General features: G+C 44.5%; 18 protein-coding genes. 6 read left to right on the top strand and 12 right to left on the bottom strand.

All coding sequences use genetic code 11. The annotated features are described in order from the left end of the window. Positions 1–8: 8 nt before the first annotated feature. From ACLHR0_RS29350 to prs, 3 genes are all read right to left on the bottom strand, one after another. Complete coding sequence (locus tag ACLHR0_RS29350; protein WP_436491429.1) at positions 9–3,533, bottom strand: SusC/RagA family TonB-linked outer membrane protein; 3,525 nt, start codon at positions 3,531–3,533, stop codon at positions 9–11. Between the two features lie 140 nt (positions 3,534–3,673). Beyond that, on the bottom strand, positions 3,674–4,120 hold the full coding sequence (locus ACLHR0_RS29345) for a GNAT family N-acetyltransferase (protein ID WP_429043926.1): 447 nt from the start codon (positions 4,118–4,120) through the stop codon (positions 3,674–3,676). 107 nt (positions 4,121–4,227) lie between these two features. Beyond that, positions 4,228–5,160 carry a ribose-phosphate diphosphokinase gene (gene prs / locus ACLHR0_RS29340; protein ID WP_370911232.1) on the bottom strand — a complete coding sequence of 311 codons (933 nt, stop codon included), beginning with the start codon at positions 5,158–5,160 and terminating at the stop codon, positions 4,228–4,230. A gap of 215 nt (positions 5,161–5,375) precedes the next feature. Between prs and ACLHR0_RS29335 the strand changes: the two genes are divergently transcribed. Then, positions 5,376–6,053, top strand: coding sequence for a carboxypeptidase-like regulatory domain-containing protein (locus ACLHR0_RS29335; RefSeq protein ID WP_429043928.1), 678 nt, complete (start codon positions 5,376–5,378; stop codon positions 6,051–6,053). Positions 6,054–6,163: 110 nt separating this feature from the next. Here the strand turns inward: ACLHR0_RS29335 and ACLHR0_RS29330 are convergent, their stop codons facing one another. The 3 genes from ACLHR0_RS29330 to ACLHR0_RS29320 all read right to left on the bottom strand — a co-directional run bounded on the left by ACLHR0_RS29330 (position 6,164) and on the right by ACLHR0_RS29320 (position 13,196). After that, entirely contained in the window at positions 6,164–7,285 is a 1,122-nt protein-coding gene (locus tag ACLHR0_RS29330) for a hypothetical protein (protein WP_436491428.1), read from the bottom strand. After that, positions 7,282–11,157, bottom strand: a complete 3,876-nt coding sequence (locus ACLHR0_RS29325; RefSeq protein ID WP_436491427.1) for a PAAR-like protein — start codon at positions 11,155–11,157, stop codon at positions 7,282–7,284. The genes ACLHR0_RS29330 and ACLHR0_RS29325 overlap by 4 nt, the downstream gene beginning before the upstream one ends. Before the next feature lie 215 nt (positions 11,158–11,372). After that, positions 11,373–13,196, bottom strand: coding sequence for a type VI secretion system Vgr family protein (locus tag ACLHR0_RS29320; RefSeq protein WP_436491426.1), 1,824 nt, complete (start codon positions 13,194–13,196; stop codon positions 11,373–11,375). Between the two features lie 446 nt (positions 13,197–13,642). Here ACLHR0_RS29320 and ACLHR0_RS29315 point away from each other — a divergent pair, with 446 nt between their 5' ends. Together ACLHR0_RS29315 and ACLHR0_RS29310 are read left to right on the top strand one after the other, a co-directional pair. Next, the gene (locus ACLHR0_RS29315; RefSeq protein ID WP_436491425.1) at positions 13,643–14,287 is read left to right on the top strand and encodes a hypothetical protein; all 645 of its coding nucleotides are present in this window, start codon (positions 13,643–13,645) and stop codon (positions 14,285–14,287) included. Between the two features lie 25 nt (positions 14,288–14,312). Continuing rightward, positions 14,313–14,537 carry a hypothetical protein gene (locus ACLHR0_RS29310; RefSeq protein WP_436491424.1) on the top strand — a complete coding sequence of 75 codons (225 nt, stop codon included), beginning with the start codon at positions 14,313–14,315 and terminating at the stop codon, positions 14,535–14,537. Positions 14,538–14,607: 70 nt separating this feature from the next. Here ACLHR0_RS29310 and ACLHR0_RS29305 read toward each other — a convergent pair whose 3' ends face one another. From ACLHR0_RS29305 to ACLHR0_RS29290, 4 genes are all read right to left on the bottom strand, one after another. Continuing rightward, positions 14,608–15,198: a family 16 glycoside hydrolase gene (locus ACLHR0_RS29305; protein ID WP_436491423.1), complete on the bottom strand. Its 591-nt coding sequence runs from the start codon at positions 15,196–15,198 to the stop codon at positions 14,608–14,610. 219 nt (positions 15,199–15,417) lie between these two features. Then, positions 15,418–16,749, bottom strand: a complete 1,332-nt coding sequence (locus ACLHR0_RS29300) for a TolC family protein (protein WP_436491422.1) — start codon at positions 16,747–16,749, stop codon at positions 15,418–15,420. A 36-nt stretch (positions 16,750–16,785) separates the two neighbouring features. After that, a complete protein-coding gene (locus ACLHR0_RS29295) occupies positions 16,786–19,917 on the bottom strand; it encodes an efflux RND transporter permease subunit (RefSeq protein WP_436491420.1) in 3,132 nt (1,043 codons plus the stop codon). A gap of 78 nt (positions 19,918–19,995) precedes the next feature. After that, on the bottom strand, positions 19,996–21,084 hold the full coding sequence (locus ACLHR0_RS29290; RefSeq protein WP_436491418.1) for an efflux RND transporter periplasmic adaptor subunit: 1,089 nt from the start codon (positions 21,082–21,084) through the stop codon (positions 19,996–19,998). A gap of 451 nt (positions 21,085–21,535) precedes the next feature. Here ACLHR0_RS29290 and ACLHR0_RS29285 point away from each other — a divergent pair, with 451 nt between their 5' ends. From ACLHR0_RS29285 to rnc, 3 genes are read left to right on the top strand one after another with little or no spacing between them, the layout of a single operon-like run. Then, positions 21,536–21,772: an acyl carrier protein gene (locus ACLHR0_RS29285; RefSeq protein WP_012788038.1), complete on the top strand. Its 237-nt coding sequence runs from the start codon at positions 21,536–21,538 to the stop codon at positions 21,770–21,772. Positions 21,773–21,795: 23 nt separating this feature from the next. After that, positions 21,796–23,049 (top strand): beta-ketoacyl-ACP synthase II, encoded by a 1,254-nt coding sequence (gene fabF, locus ACLHR0_RS29280; RefSeq protein WP_370911221.1) that lies wholly within the window; start codon positions 21,796–21,798, stop codon positions 23,047–23,049. Between the two features lie 10 nt (positions 23,050–23,059). Then, complete coding sequence (gene rnc, locus ACLHR0_RS29275) at positions 23,060–23,779, top strand: ribonuclease III (RefSeq protein WP_079469778.1); 720 nt, start codon at positions 23,060–23,062, stop codon at positions 23,777–23,779. A 35-nt stretch (positions 23,780–23,814) separates the two neighbouring features. On the opposite strand, the gene ACLHR0_RS29270 is transcribed toward rnc, so the two are convergent. Both ACLHR0_RS29270 and ACLHR0_RS29265 read right to left on the bottom strand, forming a co-directional pair. Beyond that, positions 23,815–24,495, bottom strand: coding sequence for a GyrI-like domain-containing protein (locus ACLHR0_RS29270; RefSeq protein ID WP_436491413.1), 681 nt, complete (start codon positions 24,493–24,495; stop codon positions 23,815–23,817). A 51-nt stretch (positions 24,496–24,546) separates the two neighbouring features. Further along, positions 24,547–25,578: a DJ-1/PfpI family protein gene (locus ACLHR0_RS29265; protein ID WP_436491411.1), complete on the bottom strand. Its 1,032-nt coding sequence runs from the start codon at positions 25,576–25,578 to the stop codon at positions 24,547–24,549. Positions 25,579–25,649 lie beyond the last annotated feature (71 nt).

Genomic DNA, 25,649 nt, shown 5'->3' with positions numbered 1-25,649 from the left:
CACAAAATTTAGAATGATACATTCAGGTTTAATCCATAAGACCGGAGTGATGGCAGCGCACCACCTTCAATTCCCTGCACATTGGAAGCGGAATTGAGGATATTGGATGGATCTACATTCGGCGCATTTGATTTAATTAACCAGAGGTTACGGCCATAGAGAGAAAGGCGGGCGGCCTGGGCTCCTATTTTCTTATACCATGATTCCGGCAGATTGTAGCCGATTTTTGCCTCTCTCAGGTAGATATAGCTGGCATCATACAGGTTGGCCTTGCTGATCACATTTCCACCGTTGTAATTGAAGTGATCCTGTGCACTGATGTTTGTTGTATTGGCGTGGCCATCTGCTGTAACGCCCGGAACGACGATACCATTTTCACGGATACCATTTTCTACAGTGGTTTCCAGCAGACCGGATTTATTTCCGTATAGGTTAGTATAGGAAAAGAAATCGCCGCCGTGTTGGAAATCAACCAGTGCAGACAGGTAAATACCTTTATAAGTAAAGGTGTTGGTAACACCGCCTACATAGTCGGGATAGGCGTTACCGATAGGTTTGATTTCACTGGGCACATAACGTCCGAGCGCATCTACTACTTTCTGGCCGTTAAGGTAAGTATAATCGGTACCGCGGATAGTTCCCAGCGGCTCTCCTACTTGTCCTACCACCGATACCTTCTGTGTACGGCGGTCGGTGCCGATTGTCAGGAAGTCCAGTGATGTATTGTACTGTGCAATATCCAGGTTGAGCACCTTGTTCCGGTTGCGTGCGAGGTTGGCGCTGATATCCCAACGGAAGCCATTTTTCAGGCGGATGGGGTTCAGGTTCAGCCCTATTTCAATACCTTTATTTTCCACGCTACCACCATTTACGTAGGCTCCTGTGAAACCGGTAGCTGTAGGCAGTGCCAGTGTGATGATCTGATCCTTGGTAACGCGTCTGTAGTAGGTGAAATCAACACCAACACGGTTATCCAGGAATTTCAATTCCACGCCTGTTTCCACTTCCGTGGTACGTTCAGGTTTCAGGTCTTCGTTGTATAATGTTGGAGAGAACTGGATAACCGGATTGCTGCCGAAAGGAGGAATGAAGTCGTATGTGTTGTAAATCCGGTACGGATCGGCATCATTACCTACCGCAGCGAGGCTACCTCTTAATTTACCAAATGACAGCCATTTCCATTCTTTCAACAGGTCTGAGAAAACAAAGGAAAGGGAAGCCGATGGATAGAAATATTGGTTATTACCTTTTACCAGGGTAGAGGACCAGTCGCTACGACCCGTGAGGTCGAGGAACAGCAGGTTCTTATATCCCAGGTTGGCGGTAGCAAAGACGGAGTTGATCTGTTTTTCGTAGTACTGATCAATGGCCTGAGCGGGTTGCGCAGAGTTGAGCAGGTTGTACACATCTTTAGTGATCAATCCACCCACGACGCTTCCGCCGGTAACGGTCCATTTACGATGCATCACGTTTCCACCAACTGTTGCATTCAGCTGGAAGTCGGTACCGAAATCTTTTTTGATATCTGCTGTTAACTGATAGTTCATTTCGCGGTTACTTCTCACGCGTTTGATATATCCTCCTATTGCATAATCTTTTGCTGTTCTTTCTTCTTCGAGTGTACTATAGTCGTCCATGAATACGCGACCGGAGAAGGAGAGCCATTTTGTGGCGTCTATATCCAGTCCGGCAGATCCGAAGAGCCTGTTGCGGCTATCTGTTTCGTAATCCATATAACGGTTCCAGTATGGTCCATTGCTGGAGGAAACAGTTGGATCGTCCCATGACCGGCGGTTCCAGGTGATCTGGGAACCGTCATCGTACTTGTATCTTTTCTCCATTTCCAGATCGAGCTGGCGCTGACCATACATCGTGAACTGCAATGTAGGATTGGGACCGGTAAAGCCGGTACCTGGACGGCCTTTTACTTTTAAGGAGGTGTAGTTCATGGAGGCTACGGCTTTTACTCCCTTTGTTAATTCATAGCTACCATTGAAAGAGAGATTGTTTCTTTTGTTGGTGGCATTGGGGAGTACGAAGGTTTGATCCATGTTACCATACGACAAGCGGAAACTTCCTTTATCGTCGCTGCCTGCCATTGATATATTGTTGGTAAGTGTAAAACCTGTTTTATAGAAGTCTTTTACATTATTTGGATGTGGTGACCAGGTATCAGTTTTGCCGAAGTATGGATTTTTTTTATCCTTATCCCATGACCAATAAGGGCGAATTATTTGTCCGTTCAGTTTGGGCCCCCATGATTCATCCACTGCATATTGTGGCATCAGGTCGTAGCGTCCTTTGCCGTTGTTGTCGTCGTAGGTAGCGCTTTGTTCATTGAGGAAGCCTTCCGGATGCTGATTGTAATAGAGGGTATCAAATTTTCCTGCACTACCGCCGCCGTAAGTATTTTGATAATCGGGGAGTACAGCTACCTGGTCTACCTGGGCGTTGAGGCTATAGGTAACCCCGATTCCTTTTTCGGTATCCGGGCGTTTCTTGGTGGTTATCTGGAGAACGCCGTTGGCACCGCGGCTTCCGTAGAGGGCGGTTGCAGCTGCGCCTTTGAGGACAGAGATGTTTTCAATGTCTTCCGGGTTGATATCCTGCATAGGGCTACCGTAGTCGTAACCGCCGCCACCGTTTTGCTGTCCGGGATCGTTTGTTACGTTATTGATCATCGGTACACCATCCAGTACAAAGAAGGCATTGTTATCACCCAGGATGGATTTTACCCCACGGATGGTGATTTTGCTGGCACCGCCCATGGAACCTGTGTTAGAGCTGATTTGCACACCGGGAACTTTTCCTGTAAGGGCGTTTACAAAGTTTACTTCTTTTGCTTCCTGTACGGCATTACCGCTTACTTCCTGTATGGCATAACCTACGGAGCGGGGATTCTTTTTAATGCCGAGGGCCGTGACTACTACTTCTCCCAAAACTTTTTTGGTAGCATTGGAGGGAACCAGGGTAACATCGAGTTCACCTCTTTTTTCTACCGGGATAGACTGTTCACCGAAAGTAGGAGCTGTGACGAGTATAGTATCGCGTACGGCCGCCTTAATGGTGTATTGACCAGTTGGGTCTGACTGTGCGTTTAGTTTAGATGTTTTATTCCGGATAACGGCGCCGGGAATAGGAGTTCCTTTATCATCTTTCACTGTTCCTGTAAGCTGGAATTTTCCAACTTCGCTTTTGGCCGTAGCTGAGTCCGGGGGAAGGATGAGTGCGGTATCCTCTTTAGGTTTTACTACAGCCGTTTTGGCGGTATCGGTTACTGGTTTGGAAGTATCCTGTTTCGGTTTAACAGTGGAATCGGTAGCAGCAGGTTTAATGACTACCGGAGCAGTGGTATCCTGTTTAGGTTTAACACTGGTATCAGCAGCAGCGGGTTTAATCACTACCGGAACGGTGGTATCAGCTTGCAGCTGTTTTGCTGTGAGATACCCTTCGGGTTTTGCGTATGCGCTGCTGGAGGTATAGCAGAAAAAGGCATAGCACAGCCCCGACCAGGCTAGTACATGGCTTCTCATCGTATTATGAAAGATTTGGTTACAAAATTTTTTGACAGGATTCCTATGCTGTCTGTTGTTATATTGGTTATCCATCAATATAACAATACAATCAAAACGCCTTCTACAATGGGTTGCAGAAGCAAAAAAATAAAAAATAATTAATTCAGGTTTTTCCTCATTTCGTAGTGCGGAATGCCCACCTCTGTAAATTCTTCTCCACAGATTTTATAGCCCAGTTTCTGATAGAATCCCGTGGCTTCTTTCCGGGCGTGCATGGTTAATTCATCAAAGCCGTTGCTACGTGCATATTGTTCCGCGAATACCACAATTTCTCTGCCTATTCCTTTGCCCTGCAGGCGGGGCGACACTGCCATTTGTCTTAACTGTACTGTGTTTTCACTGACAGGAGTGAGAATACAACAACCGGCGAGTATTTCATGATCGTTCCCTTGTGTAAAGCCGGCAATGAAAATATCATTGATTTCTTTTTGTAATTGTTCGGCTGAAAACGTAAGCCCCAATGGTTTTCGAAGCACCTCGCTACGAAGGTCAATCATGGTGTGGTAGTCGCAACTACCGTATTCGAGTATACGAAAATCAAGCATAATGATTTGTCAGATTTGCAGATGGCCGATTTATGCCATTTCAATTTCAGGAATTACCGCTGCATGGTTCACAAGTGTCTGGATGACAAATAGCCTGCCAACAGGAATCAGGAGTGCTGTGACTGAAAATAATTGACGATCAGCTGGTCGACTGATTTAACAAGCAACATATCGTCGTTGATGGTGATGGCATTGGGATGGGTATCTGTGCAGACTACCTTTTTAATGAGACCTGATTGCTTGATTTTTTCGAAGCCATTTCCTGCAAAGATGCCGTGGGTGGTGATAACGAAGATATTTCCGGCACCGGCATCACGATAAGATTGTGCGGCATGGATCAGAGATCCGCCGGTGCGGATCATGTCATCGTAGATGATCACTGTTTTGTCTTTTACATCGGCGCTAATGGCAGTAATAGCTGTTTCATCGCCGGAAAGGCGGCGTTTGAACGCGAAAGCCGCCGGTACATGCAGGTCGTTGGCAAGGGATTCTACCCATTTAGCCCTGCCCGCATCCGTGCTGGCCAGCACAAAAGGCTCTCCGGCTGCGAGCTCCATGGCCGTATTCATTACAAATTCCTTTGCATATAAATGCACCGGGCGAACATCGTTTTCAAAATACCAGGTAATACCATCCACATGAAGATCAATCATTACGATCCTGTTACCACGGGAGGTATTGGGTAAAGACGAAAACAATACAGCGCGTGTTTTGGCCTTTACAATTTCGCCATATTTTACGGCGCGTTCCATAGTAGAATATCCAAAAAAAGGAATGATGATGGTCAGGGAATAAGCTCCCAGCTGGATACAACCGCTGGCCAGATCATATAGTTCCAGCGTTTCTTTATCGTCGATAGTGCCACCGAGCAAAATCACTTCTTTGTTGCTGACATTACTCAAAATGCGGTGATAATGCTCCCCATCGGGGAAATCACGTATGTCTAATTCCCCATTTTCCCAGGTGGAGCCTGCAATTGAGAGGATCCTGTTTTTCAGATACTGATAATGTTGGGTAGCAAAGATGATTTTCTGTGGCATGACTTTTACACAATAATGGGTGATAACCGTAAAAATAAGTGATTAGAGGGATATTTATAATGTTGATAATTAATAATTTTGCTGCTGAGCACTCATATTTCTCCCGTTTTTTAACTTTTCATTTGCGGGTGGAACATTAAATTTGAAGGATTAGTATATTCATGATTCGTATTACAGCATATATCGGAGCACTGTTTTTTTTCTTTTTCATTAACATGCAGGGAACCTTCGCACAGGTGCGTTTGTCCGGTATGGTGGCGGATCAGGATTCCAAAACGGGATTGCCTTTTGTTTCTATTGTTAACAAGAGGACAATGACGGGCACATTAAGTAATGAAAATGGCCGTTTTTATATTGAGGCACTGCCGGGAGATACCCTTGAATTTTCCATGTTGAGCTATACACCTAAAATGTTGCTTGTTCCGGGAATGTCAGCTTCCCAGGATGTATATATGCAGAAGCGGTTGTTTGAATTGCAGGGGGTAAATATCCGGGGTAAGAACTACCGTAACGATTCTATGGCGCTGAGAGATGAATATGGACGATACTTTGATTACCGTAAGCCGGGGGCGATGGATGTACTTAAAACCTTGCCGGCAAACCCTATTACGGCTTTAAGTTATCTAGTGCCAAGTAAAGTGCGTAAAAGAAAAGAGCAGTTTCATGAACAGCTGGTTTATTGGGAGAAGGAGAAGTTCATCGACTATCGCTACTCTCCTGAACTGGTGGGAAGAATGACCAAGCTACAGAGCCCGGAACTGGATTCGTTTATGTATAAATACAGGCCGGGATACCAGTTTTTAAATTCCGCTTCAGACTACGATCTGTTACTTTATATAAAACAATCGTTTGAAGAATATCAGAAGCGAAAGATAGAAAAGAAAGAACCTTAAATAATGTTACGCCGGAGAGTTATCTCCGGCGTAATTGTTTATATCTGCTATGAATTTTTTTAATATTTATGTTTTTACCATGTGGTATGCTGACGGCGAACCCACGAATTTTAATCAGCTGGTTCCAATTCCTGTTTTAAGGCCGGCAATGAAAAATAGCGATGTTGTTTGAGAAAATCCTCCAGCCCTTTGTCTTCGTTAAGCATATTTTCCAGTACCGATGAACCCGGCCATATACCTGGATTTTTAGGCATAAGCTGGTGCTGAAGTGGTTCATAAATATTGGCGATATAGGCCACAATTTTTCTTTTTTCATCCAGCGAAAATGTTTCAAAGGGATTATTAGCGAATATGTCGTTACTGGTATTGCTATATAAAGAATAGGCGTATTGCTCCAGCGCCCGAAGCAAGGCGTTATCATTGACACGGGTATGATCCGAAATCCATTGTAGTAATTCCTGCTTTATTTCTAACACACCTTCTGCGTTTTTTACAAAGATGATCTCGCCTACTGTAGGCATGTGATTATTGTCGAGATCCAGGTAATCGTTCATAGCCAGCGTATTTATCTTTTCTTCTTTGGTATAGCCGAATGATTTGACCAGTGTTTTGAGGAAGAGCGTATCTTCGGCGAGAAGATAGGCAAGATCTGATTGGCTGTTGTTGAAGAGGTATTTGTTGCGTGAGATTATTTTTGGATGGAGATCAATTTTATAACTGTTGTTATCTTCAAATTCAATGAAATCCCCTAATAGAGGAACCCAGGAGATAAATTTGTATTCTATGGAAACGAAGATATTCTCGATTGTATAGTCATATTCATCTTCTTTTTCGTATCCTTCTTCAATAATAGTATTGAATTTGTTATGAAACCTGACTCCGTCATTTTTACGACTAAGTATTTTTCCAAATATATCGGTCAGCGCTTTATTAAAAGAACTATCGCTGAGCTGTTTAAACCCTTTGTCTTTTAAACCTTGAGCAATAATAGGTAAAGCGATATTAACATCTTGCTCTGTATACGTATAGCTTGCAGGTATTCCGTCCTCCGTTGATTCTATGTGGGATTGCCATTCTATGTGTCGTTTAATGGCGTCTATATTCATGGTGTACATTTTTTCTTTTTTGATAACGTTATTCTTTCCAATGCTTTGTACTGGTTGCTGCTGGGTGTTTTGACAGCTTACATTGCTAAGTATAAAGACTATCAGTATTAAATTTACTGTTCTCATTTTTTTATTTTTTTCCTGAGACCGAGATGAAAATGATCTTGATGTGCGATTGTAGAACTGCCAAGCGTATTATTAATACGTTTGTTATAAGCGAAATTGTTTCTAAATTCCCATTTAGTGGCAATGTTGAGTAGCTTCTCCAACACTTTCAGAAATTCTTTTTCGCTGCCATATGTCTCCATCGCTTCCGTCCATAATACAGATCCTTTCCTGTTTGAGCTTCCGGGGTACCTGATATCAATGTCGTTCCCATTAATATGTCCTTTATGACCTATGTTCCGTTTGTCTCCGGCGGAGATATCGTTATAATAAAGTGTATCTGTGTAGCCATTCTGTGGTAACGAATAGAAGAATCCAAACAAAGGAGCGGCAATATCAGGAGCTATATAATTATCATCTCCTCCATCCCTGGTGCCGTATCTTCCCCAGTTGGGACCAGTTTCGGGGAATGGCAGCAGGCCGTATCTGTTTTTTTGCAGCAAGAATGTTTTAATATGTGTACCGGCGTTGTACAGGTCGTATTTGTATTGATTGGAAGTAACATTTTGTTCCACCAGTGTGTAGCTGAAGGCATCTATTTTGACAATATACCTGTTCAATGCACCTTCGGATATTTTTCGATGCCGGCAGTTGTTTACCTGGAATAAGACAGATGAATTTGTGTCGAAGAAATGTTTCTTTTCAGCATGTGAACTCTTGCCATTTGAAATCGCATCCAGGCCTACTACCTTGCTTATTTTAGCGGTTACTTCTGTATTGCCATTAGCAGCAAGCTGCAATCCCTTCCATTTCCAGAAAGCCATTGAAGATAGTACGGCAATTTTTATATCTGTGGCTACCAGGTCTGGTTGAAGAAGAATATCGGCCTTTTCTTTCCGGGTAAACTTGTTTGCATAAGTATAAGCTTCCCGGCCGGTAAGCTGGATCAGTCCCCTGCCTCGGAATTTCCATCCATCTCCCGGTTGTATGTTGCCCAATGATTTCCCCTTTACCGAATCGGGACCGTATACATAATCAGCAATATGCCGTTGGTTTTCTTTTGTTACGCCAGGACGAGCCGGTTTTCTTATCGCTCTCCCCCATGCTTTCGCTTTTATTTTACCTGCCGCTGTTCTGAATGGGGGAAAGTTCTTTCCCAGGTCTTCCCAATACCAGTTGAAGCTTTCTCCTTCTTTAACATTCAAACATCCACCGCTTTCTATAGCCACCTGGGCGAAAAAGTGTGCCTTATTCCAGCAGGTATTCATACCGGTTTGTTCCATAAACCTGTTGTAAGTGGCGGCTGCAATCTGCAATGAGGAGGTTGTTGCATGAGGGAATATTTTAGCCAGCTGTTCTATCGTAATCATCTCTTCGCATGCCGGACACCTGGAGTCAAGCTCATTTATTTCAAGTTGCTCGCCCAGTACTACCGGTGCATTTGCCCTGGAATGCCTGTTTATAAAATTATCAAACCAGTTGGATAGTTTTATATGCTGGTAGTAACTGATATTATCAGGGTTCAGGATATTTTTATCCGCTATCTCATGTGGATAGAAATAGTTATCCGGAGAAGACTTTATTACTGCATAGAAGCAGCGGAGAAAACTATCTTCCAGTGTATTCCCCGCTTTCAGCTGGTTTGAATCTATTGTTGCATTTGCGGTTCCATATTCATTTATATGCAACCTGCCGCTGAACCAATGTTTATCTTTTCCCTGATACCGGTTTTCCCATATCTGAAAGGATAATTCCTCTCCGGCAAGGTTAGCGGTTTGTACGAGCATGCTGAATTTCTGTCCGTATTTGTAAACTTTATAGGCAGGATATTTACGCTGATCGTGAAAGTGTACAGATACTACACGTCGTTTGTTATTGAGCTCCAGGTACCCTCCCTTTTCCTGCATACGTTTGTTGCTTTGCTTTTGCGGCACCCAGTATGCTGTTCCTTCACAGGTAATGGTTTTCATTTCAGCAAACCGGATGCAATTAGCAGACAAAGGTATTGCGAACAACAGGCGAAATGTATCCCATTCGAAACTGGTATTAGTTAATAATGGTTTCAGGCTATTTATGCTAACATCGAGTTGCAATAGTCCATCCGTATTGAAAGCCACCTCTCCCAGATCCTTTACATGATGAATGCAGTTTGCAGGATTTATCTGCAACAGGTGAAGCGGTATCTTTTCATTTGCCGCTTCATGGCTACTGATAACTATACGGACTATCTCCTGCCAACCAGCCGATGGTCTATAAATTAATTGCTCATCCGTAAAACACCAACGTGTGAGCGTGGCTTTTATGGCACTGATACTGAGCGTTTTCCGGGAATTTCCCAGACGGGCACTGATCATGAAGCTTCCTTCCTGTGAAGCTGATGCAGTTGATATCTTATTGGTATGAGCTCCATAGGGATTCCAGAAAACAGGGCCATCGAGTGTTTCCTCATAATCCATTAGTGTTTGCGCAAAAACAGTATAATACCTTCCAACGATCCAGTTGGTACTATCTCCCGGCACCAGCATCTTTAATACTTCATTGTTTTTTACTTCAAAGTGCCAATAGGCTTGTTGAATATTATTACGCTCCCCCTCCATGATATTTACACGTACTTCTACTGTATACTTTCCGGGAAGTATAAGATGAACATCGCCATTGATTGTAATGTGGAGCCCTATGCCTACTGGCCGGCCGTTTAACAACCATTGAATAGCTGCTGGAGGTACTGGTGGCAGTTTAGTATGCAGCATTTGTGAAACGTGGAAATTCATATTTGTGCGGGGCCTTACCACATGTGTTGACGCCCCGTTGCTCACTGATATGGCCCCGTTGTTTTGGGTATGGATTTCTTTGCGGATCTGTTGCGGATGTATACCCGTACGCATGATGGCTGAAACAACGTAAGTGGCAGATGCGTTGGTGGGCGTGAACCAGATTTTATCATTATCGGATATGGCAATTATGTTTTTGCTGTTATCGGTTACTTGCATAGACACCAGCGCTCTTTCTGCTTCAGTTGGGGGAGTTATCTTGTATACAGCTTCTGCACAAACCGGAGTTCCACTTTGCAGGTAGCCTGACTTATAAGGTGTTTCACTAATGATGAATTCCTCTTTAAGCGTGTTGTTATTCGCATATAGATCAATGAAGGCATCGCTATCTGTTTGTTCTTTTCCGAAGGCCTGTACCCTGTAGTGCCCGGATGCATCGAATGAAAATGTTAACCGTGAGCCGGATGATTCGATTAACACCACATCGTTGCCGTCATTGTGAAGATTGAGTACTTTCCATTGTACCGCTGATTCGTCCGGGATCACATGATTATAATAGCTTTCAACCTCAAACAATAACGGCTCCATGATCCTGACGGAAACCTCCTCCTTCTTTTCACTGGTAAAGATTGCCGCAGGGTTACGTTTTTCAATACATAAGGTAATTGTGCGTATGGCAGGAACTTCCCTGCACTTCAAACGGCTGGCAACTAGGGGATTTAGCGCCGGTATAATAGCGGATTCATTTTCCGCAATGCTATCCTCAGCTACATAAGCTGTTTGACCGTGATGGATAATACAAACACAAGGAGCCCCGGCTGCCGCGCAAACAGCAGTGCTTTTTTCTGTTAGTATTTTCCCTCCGTTCGAAAGTGTAACGCCGGGCAATACATTGTCCCATTGAATGATGTTAGGCGTGCAAGGCTTGTGGGTTAACATGCACATTCCAAATGTGCCTGGCATGAAGGGATTGCCTATCTCATTGGAACCTGCAGCTGGTTTGGAGTTTCCACTGACGTCGTTCATGTATTCTGCATTTGCGGAAACCTGTATTTTAGCGGGAGCATTACCGAAATTACATCTGCATAATGCTCCTTGCACCACAACGTGTTTATCAGCCATCTTTTTAATGCAATTTTATTTTTCAGGATTATGAATGTCTGATGATATTTTATGGAATTTTACACCCTTCTGTTTGCCGTTGATGATTACTGATTTGCCGGAATGAAGAAACAGTTCTCCTGAACTATGCCAACGAATGCTCTTCCCTGTTTCTATATATTTTTTGCAGACAATCAGCATGCCTCCTGTGGGGGTATCTCGCATTTGTTGGTGTTTTAGAATAGTTTTGACTTTTCTGTACTCTTTATATTGACTGACTTTCCTGAGCTTATCTGCATGTTTTCTTTGGAGCTGTCGATGTTTATTTCTTCCGCATGTTTATCTATTTCTCTCGCCTGCAGGTTGATATTTTCCATCGCTATTTTTGTGATATTGGTTGCGGTTAATTGATAATCGTTCACCGTATATTGATAAAGACAGTTACCTGCCTGTTGAAGAATATCCATCCCTGCGGAGTGGTTGATGTTACTCCCGGCATTTATATTGATATTTTCAGTGGCATTAACGTCGATATTTTTGGCGGTTAGGTTTATTCTTTCGGGCGCCGAAATTGAAATGTTCTGTCCCTGGGTATCCATCGTGATCATGTTGCCACCTTTATCGGTGATGATAATATTTTCGTTGCCATCTGTATCGTCGAGGCGGATCATGTGGCCACTACGTGTTTTAATTGCTTTAATGTTATTCATTGGATCCCCGAAGGCAGCAGTTGCTTTTCCGTTGTACGCACAGCCGGTAACGTATGGTGCTTCAGGGTTACCGCCTTCGAAATCTACCCATACCTCTTCATTTATTTCAGGAATAAAGTAAAAACCTTTATTGATTCCGCCATGCGGTTGATGAAGTCTGATCCAGGGCGTACTTCCCTGCTGCCAGTTAAATTTTACCCGGACGCGTCCAAGACCTTTGGGGTCATTGTTATCCGTTACTAAGGCGCTCTGGGCTTCGCAATATGGCATGTTTTTCAGGTTCATAGCAGGTACTGCTATATCGGCCGGAATACCTTCAAATGTATTGTAATAGTCGCCATTCCCATTACAATGGTGTTCCAGCCTTGTAAGTATAAATTCACCATGATCTTCACGGGCGGATAGCTGTTCCTTTACGTCAATAATGTTTCCGATACACAGACCGGTATTCCTGCTACTGCCTTTTATGAAAACCAATTCTGCTATTCGTCCTTTATAGAAGCGATTGGTAAATGCAGAAAGTTCTGCGGCGGCATTCTTGCCAAATACATGTGGTACTTTATAGCTGGTTTTATAAGGATACAGTTTCCTGCTCACTGATCCCGCGTGATACGAGTGATGGTTCATGTTGCCGAAGGCTGCATTACAACTATCTTCCGCTACTATATTATGTAACCTGTATTCATATGTTTGAAACGTTTGATGGATGGGTGAAACTTTATATTCCAGCTGGAAATCAATCAGGTCTTTCTGATGTACCAGGTCGTTTTTTGGGGAGCTGTACTGACCGAAAATAATTTGCTGCCCATTGTAGAAGAAATGTTCTCCAAAACGCTGAGAAAGCCGCTGAAGAAAGTCGAATCCGGTTTCTTTGTATTGTACAATATACTTCAGCGGTTGTGTGAAATTGGGATTCACCTGCGGATGCGCAGCAAAGGGATAACAGTTTTTCATGACGGTGTTTACAATGGATGATAAGGCCAGTTGCTCATAAGATTGCATATGTGGATTACCTGAAAGCAATATGGTAGGACTGTTGCCATGAAGTATGCAGCTGCCGGTATTGCCATTATTTTCTTTTCCGGCGTGGACTCCTGTAATGATACCATTAAACAGCAACTGGTTAAATGTTCCCAGGGATTCGACAGGCCGGATACAGATGCTGATTTCTTTTCCCAGTAACGACCTGCCTGCTGCAACCGCATTCGATCCGTATTGTGATAGCCAATCGTATTGTATCCCTATCTCAAATTCGTGGTGCTGGTCCATGTATTGTTTCAGGTGCAGGAAGTTGAATTGACTGAACTGTTGTTCGTCTACTGATATGGTTGTTTTTGTATACAGTGCCATGACTAAATGAGTTGAAAGAGTTGAGGATATGTTTTGGTGAGGAGTTAACTTGAAGTTATTGTTGATAACAAACGTGAAAACTAAATTATGCAATTAATTTTAATTGATGAAAAATTAATTAAGATTCCTACCTAAAAATTATTTTTATCTTTTCATTTTTCAAAATTTATTTTTAGTATCATTTTGATACAACTCATATCAACATTGCCTTTCCTGAGATTTCGTTTTAGTGTAGCAAACGAAAGTATTTTTTACCTGTGTTTATTTTATCCGGAAAAAATAATAAATTGTGACGTTGTTCGCTGGTTTATTACCGGAAATACTTTCACAACAACAGGTGTTCCATCTATAGTAAATGTATGTTGCAAAGGGCAGGTTAAACTGATCTATTCATTCAGTTATAGTCTGGTTCTATGATTTATTGTTCATGTTAATCTATCATGGAAATGATTCACGCAACACGGCCTGGATTGGTGCTTGGTTTTCACGGTTGTGAAGAAGACGTACGAGACGCATTAGTGAGAGGGAGTATTAGAATGAGTCCCAGCAGTAAGCCATATGATTGGCTGGGAAGTGGCTGCTATTTCTGGGAGAACAGTTATGAACGGGCATATGATTATGCCTGTAATCCTCCGGGAAATAAAGTAATCCGCTCACCGGCGGTATTGGGAGCAGTTATTGATCTGAAGTTCTGTCTTGATTTGCTGGATGCAACATGTTTAAACCTTGTACGTGAATCCTATCATGCATTGTTCAAAGCTGTTGTTAATGATAAAAGAACGCTACCCGTGAATATGCCGGCACGAGGATCACAGGATTTATTGTTAAGAAATCTCGATTGTGCAGTAATTGAGAACCTGCATATCGACAGACAAATGAAGAATTTAATACCCTACGATTCTGTGAGAAGTGTTTTCATGGAAGGTAATGAGCTTTACCCTAACGCGGGATTTAAGGATAAAAACCACATACAGATCTGCGTCCGGAATCCTAATTGTATCAGAGGCTATTTTAACCCTGTGAAGGACATACACTGGCAAGGTCGGGTTCCATTAAGAAATACCGGCCCTAAAAGGTTTGACGAGATCTGATTTTCCTGGTTGATAAATTTATAAGATGACAGAGAAAGATTACAATGAGATGCTACAGATTCTTAAAGAACAGCAGGAGCTTGTTAGCAGTGACGCTGACGCTGCCCATGAACTTCTGGTAAGACTTAACATTCTTCATCTTTGCATCCCCAAAGATGCCTATACAGAGATGGAAGTAGTATATCCTGTAGACACCTTTTCAGAAGGGATTTATGTCGAAACTAAGCTTCGCACTTTTCTATGTGACTAAACACCAAATAAAAAAGGCTTTAAGAACACATGTTCTCAAAGCCCGACTTCTAACTTATCAATCAACAATCTTAATTTAGTTTCAGATTCTTCCAGTCCCCGCCGGAGCCGTTACCAACCCAGTAACCAATCATTCCTGTTTTTTGTTTGCCGAGTAATGTAACTGTTAAGCATCTTTCGCCATTCAGATAGGTACTTGCTTCCGTATCAGTTACTACTATCTTTACATGAAACCATTTGTTGGGATCTGTGGAAGGATTTACTTCATGCTCATATTTTCCGGGGTATTGTTCTCTTAAAAATGGCCAGTCGTTTCCGGGAAGTGAAATGTATTGCACCGCGTGCCCTCTTCTGCCGGCTTCAGGAACCTGGAAATTGAACGGTCTGAAATAAATGGCGTCATAAGTAGAATCGTTTACGCCATGGAAAGCAATACCTACAAAACTCTGTTGCAAAACATTCTTTCCTTTTACATCAAACTCAATAGTGCCACTGGCAAATTGTTTATTTTTAATCCAGGCTATTCCTGCGCTTGGCGCTTCGTTCAAATGGATAATGGAGTCACTGACCATTGCGCGGTTTACCACCCGCAGCTCCTGGGCTGTACATATGTAGGTAAAGCAGATAATGCCGCTTAAAGTAAGCATAATGTAACGTAACATGTGTATCGTGTTTTATAATCCGGTGGAGATATTTGCAAAATCATGCCGGACGAATCAGCTTTGAGTGGTAATCCTTTTTATATTGTCTATTATTTAATGTGTTCGTTAATGATACAAGTGCCTGTTCATGCCCGTACAGTTGATGATAAGATCAAAAAAAGAAGCGGATAAGCAGGATATATCTCCCTTACTTATCCGCTTCTGATATAAAAAAATAATCTATTGCAGCAATGCGCCGTTCAGGCGACCCAGCTCCGTTTCCGCAAGCTTGGTATTATAACGCGCCTGTATAAGCCGGTAATAGGAATCTTCCAGGCTTTGTTGCGCTATTTTTACTTCAAGAATGGTAGATACGCCTTGTTTGAAGCGCTCCAGCGCAACCATCGCATTCTCTCTGGCAAGATCGTTTGTTTCTTCTTCCAGCGACACTTGTTTTTTATAGTATTCGTAGTCTTTGAACGCGTTGTTGAGCGACAGGTCTACCTGGGATCTTACGTTATCCAATGTGATATTCTGGAAATCAAAGTCGATCCGCGCATTTTGCACCTGTCTTTTTACATTAAATCCATTGAAGATAGGGATAGCAGCGGTGAAGCCGTAGTTGAAAACGGCATTCCGGCTGAAACGGGGACTGAATGCGTTAGATGCAGCATTGGAGGTATTCCTGTTATAATTATATCCTGAATTGAAGGAGATAACCGGGAAGTAATCTGCTTTACGCTCCCTGACCGTCAGGGCAGAAATATTCACATTCTGTTGCTGTACTTTAATAGCGGTATTGTTGTTAGCAATGTTTTGTTGCAGCACCGAAAAGGATAGCCCGCTGTTAAGCGGAATGGAATCTACCACGTCATATCCGGTAGCGCCGGCGGGTACGGCCATCAACTGGTTCAGCAGGGCTTTACTTTGTTCTATCAGCGTTTGCTGGCGGATGTATAATGCCTTCTGCGCATTCAGGTCTACTTTTGATTGCAGCAAATCCGTTTTGGGCGCGAGACCTGTACTGAATTTGGCGTCAGACAATTTTACCCGTTCTTCGGAGATGGACATCTGCTCTGCCAGGGCTTTCAACTGTTGCTTTTGTTGTACAATGTTATAGTATCCGCCGATGATAGTGGAGATGGAATTCTGCACCTGGTCTTTTATGGCCAGTTCCCCTAGGTCGCGGATAGATGCTATTTTATTGCGTGTAGCGAACATCTTTAAACCGTCAAACAACGTCCAGCTGAGGGTTACGTTGCCAGTGAGATTGTTGCCCTTGATGCCGCTGGTATCGCGTTTGGTACCGTTTACAAACTCCTGTTTGGTAGCGGTGCTATTCCAGGTAGTACCTGCAGTAGCATTCACGCGCGGTACAAATGCAAAATTCGCATAGGCGTAGTCGTTAGCAGACAGTTCAGCTGTATTCCTGGCCAGGCGGATATCAAAGTTGTTTTTCAGCGCCACATCTATTGCCTGTTCAAGGGTAAGCACCTGTTGCTGTGCCTTTAACGCACCCGCACTTAGGAGTAACAGGAATAAGAAGAAACACTTCTTTATATTTTTCATCATAAATAGCATAATCGTGATCATTCAAATCTGTTATTATCAGGCATGTGCTGCTGCTACCTGTGCTTCCTCATTGTTTGCCATTTCGTCTTCCTCGTCAGTATTATTATTTCTGCCTCTGCGCGACAGGAAGGTATACATCGCCGGAATTACAAATAAAGTTAACACCAGTGAAAAGATGATTCCACCCACTATAACGATTCCCAGCGGAATGCGGCTGGTGGCGGCAGCGCCGAGCGACATCGCAATCGGCAATGCACCCAGCGCCATAGCGAGGCTCGTCATCAGGATAGGACGTAAACGCATCGAGGAGGCATGGATTACGGCATCGGCTTTTGCCATCCCGGTATCACGCTGATGGTTGGCAAATTCCACGATCAGGATACCATTCTTCGTTACCAGCCCTATCAGCATAATTACACCGATCTGCGAAAAGATATTCCAGGTTTGGTCAAATACCCATAGCGACAGCAACGCTCCAGCAAATGCCAGCGGTACCGTTAACATGATGATCAGCGGATCCACCCAGCTTTCAAACTGTGCGGCTAATACCAGGTAAATGAGTACCAATGCCAGTCCTAATGCAAACATAGTATTGGAGCCGCTTTCCGCATAGTCGCGGGAGGAACCGGACAAGGCGGTATTAAAGGATTCATTCAGCACACTTTCATTTTGCAGTTTATTATAGATCCGGTACATTTCGGTGATACCATCGCCAATAGTTTTGCCCGGCGCCAATCCTGCTGACACCGTAGCGGATTTGTAACGGTTAAAGTGATAAATGATCGGCGGACTGGTTTCTTCTTCTATACTTACCACGTTATCGAGCTGTATCGCTTCGCCACGTGAGTTACGTACATAAAGGTTTTGCAGATCCATTGGATCATCACGGTCGGCGCGGAACACCTGTCCCATTACCTGGTATTGTTTACCATTCCTGATAAAATAACCATAGCGGAGGTTACTCAGTGCCAGCTGCAGTGTGGAGGATATATCCTGTACAGATACGCCGAGTTGTGTTGCTTTATCGCGGTTAATATGTATGCGCAGTTCCGGTTTATTGAATTTCAGGTCCACATCCGTTCCCTGGAAAACAGGGCTGTTGCCCACTTCTTCCATAAACTTGGGCAGCACCCTGGTAAGACTGTCGAAGTTGATATGTTCCAACACAAAAGACACCGGCAATCCCGCGCGGCGGCCTACCTGGATAGTCTGGGATTCGATGGCAAAAACTTTACCCTCCGGAAACTTGTTCATGCTCCGGTTTACCATATTCACGATATCTTTCTGGGAGCGGGTTCGATCGTGCGGCTCTGTGAGCATTACGTTGGCAAAGGCGGTGTTTACCGCACCGGACCCACTGAAGCCGGGAGAAGTTACGCTCAGGATGATCTTCTTTTCAGGAATAGAGTCCATCATGAACTTAGTAAGCTTGTCCACATAATTATCCATGTAATCGAATGCGGTGCCCTCCGGAGTGGTAATAGACAGGCGGAAAGTGCTGCGGTCTTCCAGTGGCGCCAGTTCCGACTGCAACGTTTTAAAGAGGAAGTAAATCATTGCCAGGCAGCCGACGATGATTAGTCCGGCTACCCAACGGATACGCATAAACGATTCCAGCGATTTTCTGTATCCGTCTTCCATCCAGCGGAAGAAAGGTTCCGTTTTGGTATAAAACCAGGAATGGGTATGTGTTTTACGGCCCAGCTTTACGTTTAGTACAGGCGTTAACGTGAGTGATACAAAGGCAGAGATGATTACTGCGCCGGCCACCACGATGCCAAATTCACGGAACAGTTGTCCCACGAAGCCCTGGAGGAAGATGATCGGTAAGAATACAAAGGCCAGTGTGATCGACGTAGCGATTACGGCAAAGAATATTTCTTCAGATCCTTCGCGTGCAGCCCTCATACGAGGCATTCCCTGTTCTATCTTCTTATAAATATTTTCTGTTACCACAATACCATCATCCACTACCAGACCGGTGGCCAGTACAATGGCCAGCAGGGTGAGGATGTTAATGGTAAAGCCGCAGGCGTACATAATAAAGAAGGCGCCGATTAAAGATACGGGGATATCTATCAGCGGACGGAGCGCCATGAGCCAGTCGCGGAAGAACAGGTATACAATAATAATTACGAGTACCAGTGCTACTATGAGAGTTTCTTCTACTTCATCGATCGATTGTTTGATGAAGCGGGTGTTATCCATTGCAATATTTACGGAATAATCTTCCGGGATATCTTTTTTCAGTTGTTCGAATCTTTTATAGAATTCTTCTGCAATGGCTACATAGTTGGATCCGGGCTGCGGGATGAGGGCGAGTGCAATCATCGGGCTGCCGGATTCTTTCAGCACGGTTTCTTCGTTTTCAGGTCCCAGCACTGCCTGGCCGATGTCGCGGATGCGTATCTCGCTGCCGTTTACATTTTTAATGATCAGGCCGTTGAAATCGTCTTCAGATACCAGCCGTCCGAAGGTACGTACGGTAAAGTCGGTGGCGTTGCCGGCAATTTTGCCGGAGGGCAGTTCCACGTTTTCGCGTAACAGGGCGGCCTGTACATCGCCGGGGGTAAGGCTGTAGGACGATAACCTGGCAGGGTCCATCCAGATACGCATGGCGTATTTTTTTTCTCCCCATATCTGTATGGCGCTTACGCCGGGAATGGTTTGCAGTTTTTCCAGGAGTACGTTGGAGGCGTATTCGGTTACTTCCAGCTGGTTGCGGGTGTTGCTCTGCACCGTCATGGAGATGATGGGGTCGGAGTTGGCGTCCTGCTTGGATACTACGGGTGGAGCATCAATATCGGGTGGCAGCTGGCGCAGCGCCTGTGATACTTTATCACGCACATCGTTGGTCGCGCCTTCCAGGTCTTCTCCCAGTTCAAATTCCACGGTGATGTTGCTGCTTCCCTGGCTGCTGCTGGAAGAAATATTTTTGATCCCTGCGATACCATTGATCTGTTTTTCCAGTGGTTCGGTGATCTGTGTTTCGATGATATCGGAGTTAGCGCCTGCATACGAGGTGCGTACGTTCACGACAGGCGGATCGATCGCCGGGAAATCCCTTACCCCCAGAAAAGTAAAGCCCACCAGGCCGAATATCACGATAATGATATTCATCACGATAGCAAATACGGGGCGTTTGAGAGATAATGAAGGTAAACTCATGATAATTATTTTCAGGTTTTCTGCCGGGCTTTCCTGTTGGCAGCGATGCTGCCGGTGGTAGTGCCGTTGGGAAAACTATTATTGTATCTTATTGTACTTCAACTGCATGCCTGGTTTCAGCTGGAGAATACCAGTGGTAATAACCGTGTCACCAGGTTGTAGGCCACTGGTGATCTGTACACTGCTTTCGGTTCTGATGCCTGTTTCTACTGTTACAAACTTGGCCTGGCCTTTATCGGCAATAATTACTTTTTTATCACGGGTACCGGGAATAACGGCCTGTGACGGTATCAACATAGCATCCGGGAGGTCTTTCAGCAAAATTTTCACTTTGGCAAAGGAGCCGGGGAACAGGATACCGTTATTATTAGGAACGATAGCACGGAGCTTTACAGTACGGGTGGTAAGATCTATTTTCGGATCGATGGCATAAATGCTGCCTTTATATTCTTTATTGTCACCGGATACCAGGAAGTTGACCTGGTCGCCATTTTTGATGGCGTTGCGGTATTTCTCGGCCACGGAGAAGTCCATTTTCAGCGGATCTATTTGCTGGAGGGTGGTAATAATGGTAAGGGACGACACGATGGCGCCTTCGCTTACGTTGCGTAAACCGAGCTTACCGCTGAAGGGAGCGCGTAGTTCTGTTTTCTGCAACTGGGTTTGGGTATACTCCATATCGGCTCCGTAGGCGCTTACCTGGTTGCGGGTCACATCTACGTCCTGTTGGCTGATTCCATTTATTTTAAGGAGGTTTTCCTGGCGTTCCAGGGTTGTTTTGGCCAGTTGCTGCTGTAATTTGAGCTTCTGAAGCTGTGCTCTGAGGTCTTCGTCATACAGTTTAACCAGCAGATCTCCTTTTCTTACAGTGGTTCCTTCTTTAAAATAAAGGTGTGTGATGCGGCCATTAATTTCCGGTTTCACTTCTACTTCTTCATTGCTCTGCAAGGTGCCGCTTGCTTCAATAGATTGATCGAGCCGGGATGTTTTAACAATCCAGGCATCGGTAAGCAGCAGCCGGGAAGCGCCTCCTTTTGCGCCGGATGCGGCAGCGGCCGGCTCTCCGGCTGATTTTTTGCCGGATATTTTCTTAAAAGCGAGGTAAATGACGATACCGGCTGCGGCCAATATAACTATTGTGCGAACGGTCTTTTTGGTGATGGCCATATCTTATTTATATGTGTTTTTCTAACTTTTGCTACTGATTCATAACAGAGAAACAGGCTCCTGAAGGGATACTATCTCACAAGCCGGACAAATTTACGCATTGAGGAGGCTGAATGCTCCCGGCAACTGTTAAATAGCGTTAATGCTTTAGATAAGTGGCTAAATAGCCGGTTGAATGGAGATATTTTAAGATTTATATGTTTTGGATTTCAGAGAATGGCGTAATTGTCCCGAAAAAGGCGACTTTTGTGGTAAAATATGCAAATCTGTAATCCAGCCAGTATCAAAAATATATAAATTCTTTTATTAACAAAGCTATGAATATGTTTACTGTATTGGGTTTGGTGAGATTGGCCAGGTTAGAGCGTCCTTAAAATTCGGGCTATCTGTTGGCAATTCAATAAAAATTATATTTTTGCAGTCAAGTTTTAAACCAAAAACACTTAAAATTATGTCAGACATTGCATCAAGAGTTAAAAAGATCATCATTGACAAATTGGGCGTTGACGAAGCCGAGGTAACTCCTGAAGCCAGCTTCACCAATGACTTAGGCGCTGACTCTTTGGATACGGTAGAACTGATTATGGAATTCGAAAAAGAATTCAACATCTCCATTCCTGACGAACAAGCTGAAACTATTACTACTGTTGGCCAGGCAGTTGCTTACCTGGAAGAACATGTAAAATAATCCTCCTAATCAGAATTGTTTTAATGCAACCAAGACGAGTTGTCGTTACAGGTTTAGGCGCTCTTACACCGCTCGGCAATACTGTGGCCGATTTCTGGCACGGATTGACGAACGGTGTATCCGGCGCGGATTATATCAAGCAATTTGATGCTTCCAAGTTCAAAACCCGTTTTGCTTGCGAACTGAAAAATTTTGATCCTGCTAACTACCTGGACAAAAAAGAGGCCCGTAAAATGGACCCCTTTACACAGACGGCTGTAATTGCCGCAGATCAGGCGATACTAGACGCCAATATCAATAAAGACAAGATCAATGCTGATCGTGTTGGAGTGATATGGGGTACTGGTGTTGGAGGTATGATCAATTTCAGTCACGAGCTGAGAGATTTCCATACAGGGGATGGTACGCCCCGCTTCAGTCCTTTTCTAATTCCAAGGCTTATTCTTGATATCGCTGCCGGCTATATTTCTATCCGTCACGGTTTCAGGGGGCCCAACTTTTCCGTTGTATCAGCCTGCGCATCTGCTACCAATGCTATCATTGAGGCGATGTACAGTATCCGTTACGGCAAAACCGATATGGTGGTTACCGGCGGATCGGAAAATGTGATCAACGAGCCTTGTGTTGGTGGCTTCAACGCCATGAAGGCCCTGTCAGAAAGGAATGAAGATCCCAAAACTGCTTCCAGACCCTTTGATCTTGACCGCGATGGTTTTGTGATGGGCGAAGGAGCTGGCGCACTGATACTGGAGTCGTTAGAACACGCACAGGAAAGAGGCGCCAGGATATACGCAGAGTTAGCCGGCGGCGGCGCTACAGCAGATGCATATCACATCACAGCCCCACATCCGGAAGGACTAGGCGCTTTAAATGTAATGCGGAACGCTTTGGCAGATGCCGGAATGCAGGCCAACGAAATCGATTACATCAACGTTCACGGTACTTCCACTCCGTTGGGAGATATTGCCGAAGTAAAAGCCATTCAGCGCGTTTTTGAAGAGCATGCCTATCAAATGAACATCAGCTCTACAAAATCCATGACAGGGCACTTACTCGGGGCTGCCGGCGCCGTTGAATCCATAGCCGTAATTATGTCTATCCTCGATGGCATAGTTCCTCCTACGATCAACCACTTCACTGACGACCCGCAGTTAGACCCGAAGCTGAATTTTACTTTTAATATCGCACAAAGGAGAGAAGTAAACGCTGCATTGTCCAACACCTTCGGGTTTGGCGGACATAATGCTTCCGTGATTTTCAAAAAATTTGTTCCTTGATCTTGATTGTGTGAGTTTACTGCCAGGTTTTTTATATCGACTTGTTTCCAAAAAAAGGCACTTATATAAAGAGCTGCACAACCTGCTGGGCTTCCCGCCTGGTAACTTTGCCCTTTATGAAGTGGCCCTGAGCCATCGTTCCAGTAAAGAAAAATTCCTAGAAAGCAACGAAAGGCTGGAATACCTCGGTGACGCTATTCTCGGCGCCATTGTGGGTGACTATCTCTTTAAAAAATATCCCTATAAAACAGAAGGATATTTAACCGAGATGCGCTCCAAGATCGTTAACCGGCAACAATTGAACGACATTGCCATCAAAATGGGCTTAAGAAAGCTCACCATCTACGACAAATACAACAGCTTCCTCAAAATAAGCCAGATATTCGGCAACACCCTCGAAGCCCTCGTAGGTGCTGTATACCTCGACCGCGGCTATAATAAAACCCAACAGTTTGTGCATAAACGCATTATCATGCCTTATATAGACATGGAACTGCTGGAAACCGTGGAAATGAACCACAAGAACAAATTATACGGCTGGGCCAATAAAAATGGCAAAACACTGGAATTCGAACTCCTCGAAGAACAGATGGACAACGGCCGGCGCATCTTCACCGTAGGGGCTGTAGTAGATGGCGAACTCATTTGCAGCGGCAAAGCCTTCAATAAAAAAGATGCCAGCCAGATCGCTGCACAACAAGCCATTATACAACTCGGGTTAACCGACTAACTGTTTTTGGTAAGATGTGCTCCGCCCATCATCAGCTACTTACTTACCGGGTGTCTTAATATCGTTTTCAGCTTTTCCGGCGCCGTTTTCCTGAAATCCGACAGGTAAATTTCATGATGCCGCCCATTCATGCGCAACCCCTGCTGAAGCATGAACTCCTCCATCTTTTTCAATGATACCGGCTCTTCACTATAAGGACCAATATGCATCAGCTGAACACTCAGCCCCTCTTCTATATGCTTTAAATCCACCTGCCTGATAAAAACAGACTTCTTCTTTTTCTCTGCAGCAAGCACTGCTTCGGAAAACTGCTGGCGGGTGATGTCGTCCGGCATCCTGATGGCCAGTTCGTAGTGCCATTGATCTCGGGATACCTGCAGCGGATCTGCGGTATTAACGTTTACCCACCAGAAACCTTCCAGCTTGCTCACGGTAAAGTCGCGGCCCTTTTGCTTGCTGCTGAACTTAATACCATATGCCACTGCATACAACGCTGCCGTTACTTCACTAAACATGGGACCATTGGGATCCCCTTTGCCTGTGATAGTTACAAACAGTCCCTTTTCTATGGTAACCAGTTCAGGTACTAACGCGGCAGTATAGTACTGTTTGAATTCCTTTGTTAAATCCAGTTTACTCATATTTTTAAATGTTAATTGTATATCAAATGCAAAGGTGATGAGCAGCAGCCATCCCATGATGATATAGACTTTCATTGTTTTAAGAGTTAAAATCCCCCGGGGAGTGCCAGGGGATGTTTACGCCGGCTAGCGTAACCCAATCTGTATGTTGGTGATATTCTGCGCCGGTTGTTCAAAATTATACCGGAGGTATTGTTCCCGCGTATAGCCGGTTACCTCCATACCCAGTATACCGATACCGGTAAATAACTGCCCGTAGGTAGTGATGAGCTGTTCCCAGGGGCCTTTGTGCTGCATGCTTACGCAGTTGAAGGCGGGCAGTGTTTCGCATTGCCACGGCGCTGTAACTGTTTGCACGGCCGTTACCGGCAGGCCGATATCCAGGGTGAATACGGTATCTGGTTTTCCGTCGAAGTTGCGGTAGTGCCATTCGGGGGCGCCGCATATTTCCAGTCCGGCGTTGATGGCCTCCCGGTACACGTCTTTAATAGCGGTGCGTACGAGCGACAGCATACCGGCATAATTAGTTTCGTAACGCTGATAGAAGAAATGAAAGGGCGCCGCAGATAACATCTCCGGAAGAACAGCCGAATGATCAAAGAAGCCAAACCAAAACTTCAGGGGTTCTATCTCCAGTAAATTAAAATGCTGATAGATAGCTTTGGCAAAGGCTGTCATTGCAGTACCGCTGGCGGTTATGATCTGCTTATCAGCTACTGCGGGTTCATCCAGGTATTTTCCGGCGCCTTTATAAGCAGGGGCCTGTTGCTTTAGCACTTCAGGGTGATTGCTGGTATGGGCAATGTTGTCCAGGAAGCCGTGCTGCCCCAGCAGCACAGTGGCGCCGCAGATAGCCGCGACTGTTTTTTGCTGTGCCAGCAGTTGTTTAACAAGTGGAATGATTGCAGCATTGGAATCATTTTCCATGGCCGCACCTCCAGGAAGTATCAGCAGGTCGATATCCGCTTTCAATGCCTCATCAAGACTTGCACGGGGTTGTATCTTTAGCTGCCCGCCGGAAGTAACGGGTTCGCCGGTAAAGGAAAAGGTAACGATGTTGGTATCTGTGAAGCTTCCCAGGCCATACATGGCCAGCGCGGGTTCCCAGTCGGAGTAGCCATCGAACAGGAATACATAGCAATTGCTGAGCTTTTTCATATTTGTATTGTTTTTGATCACAATACAAAAGAACAGCCTGGGAGTGACAACCTTATGTCAGCAGCATTTCC

The sequence above is a fragment of the Chitinophaga sp. ARDCPP14 genome (assembly GCF_051362515.1).
Taxonomy (GTDB): Bacteria; Bacteroidota; Bacteroidia; order Chitinophagales; family Chitinophagaceae; genus Chitinophaga.
Note: the sequence above shows the minus strand (reverse complement) of the source record. Positions and strands in the feature narration are given on the sequence as shown.

Bases quoted from the DNA above. Each gene is read 5' to 3' on its own strand.
- ACLHR0_RS29350 (WP_436491429.1), bottom strand. From the start codon at position 3,533: ATGAGAAGCCATGTACTAGCCTGGTCGGGGCTGTGCTATGCCTTTTTC.
- ACLHR0_RS29345 (WP_429043926.1), bottom strand. From the start codon at position 4,120: ATGCTTGATTTTCGTATACTCGAATACGGTAGTTGCGACTACCACACC.
- prs (WP_370911232.1), bottom strand. From the start codon at position 5,160: ATGCCACAGAAAATCATCTTTGCTACCCAACATTATCAGTATCTGAAA.
- ACLHR0_RS29335 (WP_429043928.1), top strand. From the start codon at position 5,376: ATGCAGGGAACCTTCGCACAGGTGCGTTTGTCCGGTATGGTGGCGGAT.
- ACLHR0_RS29330 (WP_436491428.1), bottom strand. From the start codon at position 7,285: ATGAGAACAGTAAATTTAATACTGATAGTCTTTATACTTAGCAATGTA.
- ACLHR0_RS29325 (WP_436491427.1), bottom strand. From the start codon at position 11,157: ATGGCTGATAAACACGTTGTGGTGCAAGGAGCATTATGCAGATGTAAT.
- ACLHR0_RS29320 (WP_436491426.1), bottom strand. From the start codon at position 13,196: ATGGCACTGTATACAAAAACAACCATATCAGTAGACGAACAACAGTTC.
- ACLHR0_RS29315 (WP_436491425.1), top strand. From the start codon at position 13,643: ATGATTCACGCAACACGGCCTGGATTGGTGCTTGGTTTTCACGGTTGT.
- ACLHR0_RS29310 (WP_436491424.1), top strand. From the start codon at position 14,313: ATGACAGAGAAAGATTACAATGAGATGCTACAGATTCTTAAAGAACAG.
- ACLHR0_RS29305 (WP_436491423.1), bottom strand. From the start codon at position 15,198: ATGTTACGTTACATTATGCTTACTTTAAGCGGCATTATCTGCTTTACC.
- ACLHR0_RS29300 (WP_436491422.1), bottom strand. From the start codon at position 16,749: ATGATGAAAAATATAAAGAAGTGTTTCTTCTTATTCCTGTTACTCCTA.
- ACLHR0_RS29295 (WP_436491420.1), bottom strand. From the start codon at position 19,917: ATGAGTTTACCTTCATTATCTCTCAAACGCCCCGTATTTGCTATCGTG.
- ACLHR0_RS29290 (WP_436491418.1), bottom strand. From the start codon at position 21,084: ATGGCCATCACCAAAAAGACCGTTCGCACAATAGTTATATTGGCCGCA.
- ACLHR0_RS29285 (WP_012788038.1), top strand. From the start codon at position 21,536: ATGTCAGACATTGCATCAAGAGTTAAAAAGATCATCATTGACAAATTG.
- fabF (WP_370911221.1), top strand. From the start codon at position 21,796: ATGCAACCAAGACGAGTTGTCGTTACAGGTTTAGGCGCTCTTACACCG.
- ACLHR0_RS29270 (WP_436491413.1), bottom strand. From the start codon at position 24,495: ATGAAAGTCTATATCATCATGGGATGGCTGCTGCTCATCACCTTTGCA.
- ACLHR0_RS29265 (WP_436491411.1), bottom strand. From the start codon at position 25,578: ATGAAAAAGCTCAGCAATTGCTATGTATTCCTGTTCGATGGCTACTCC.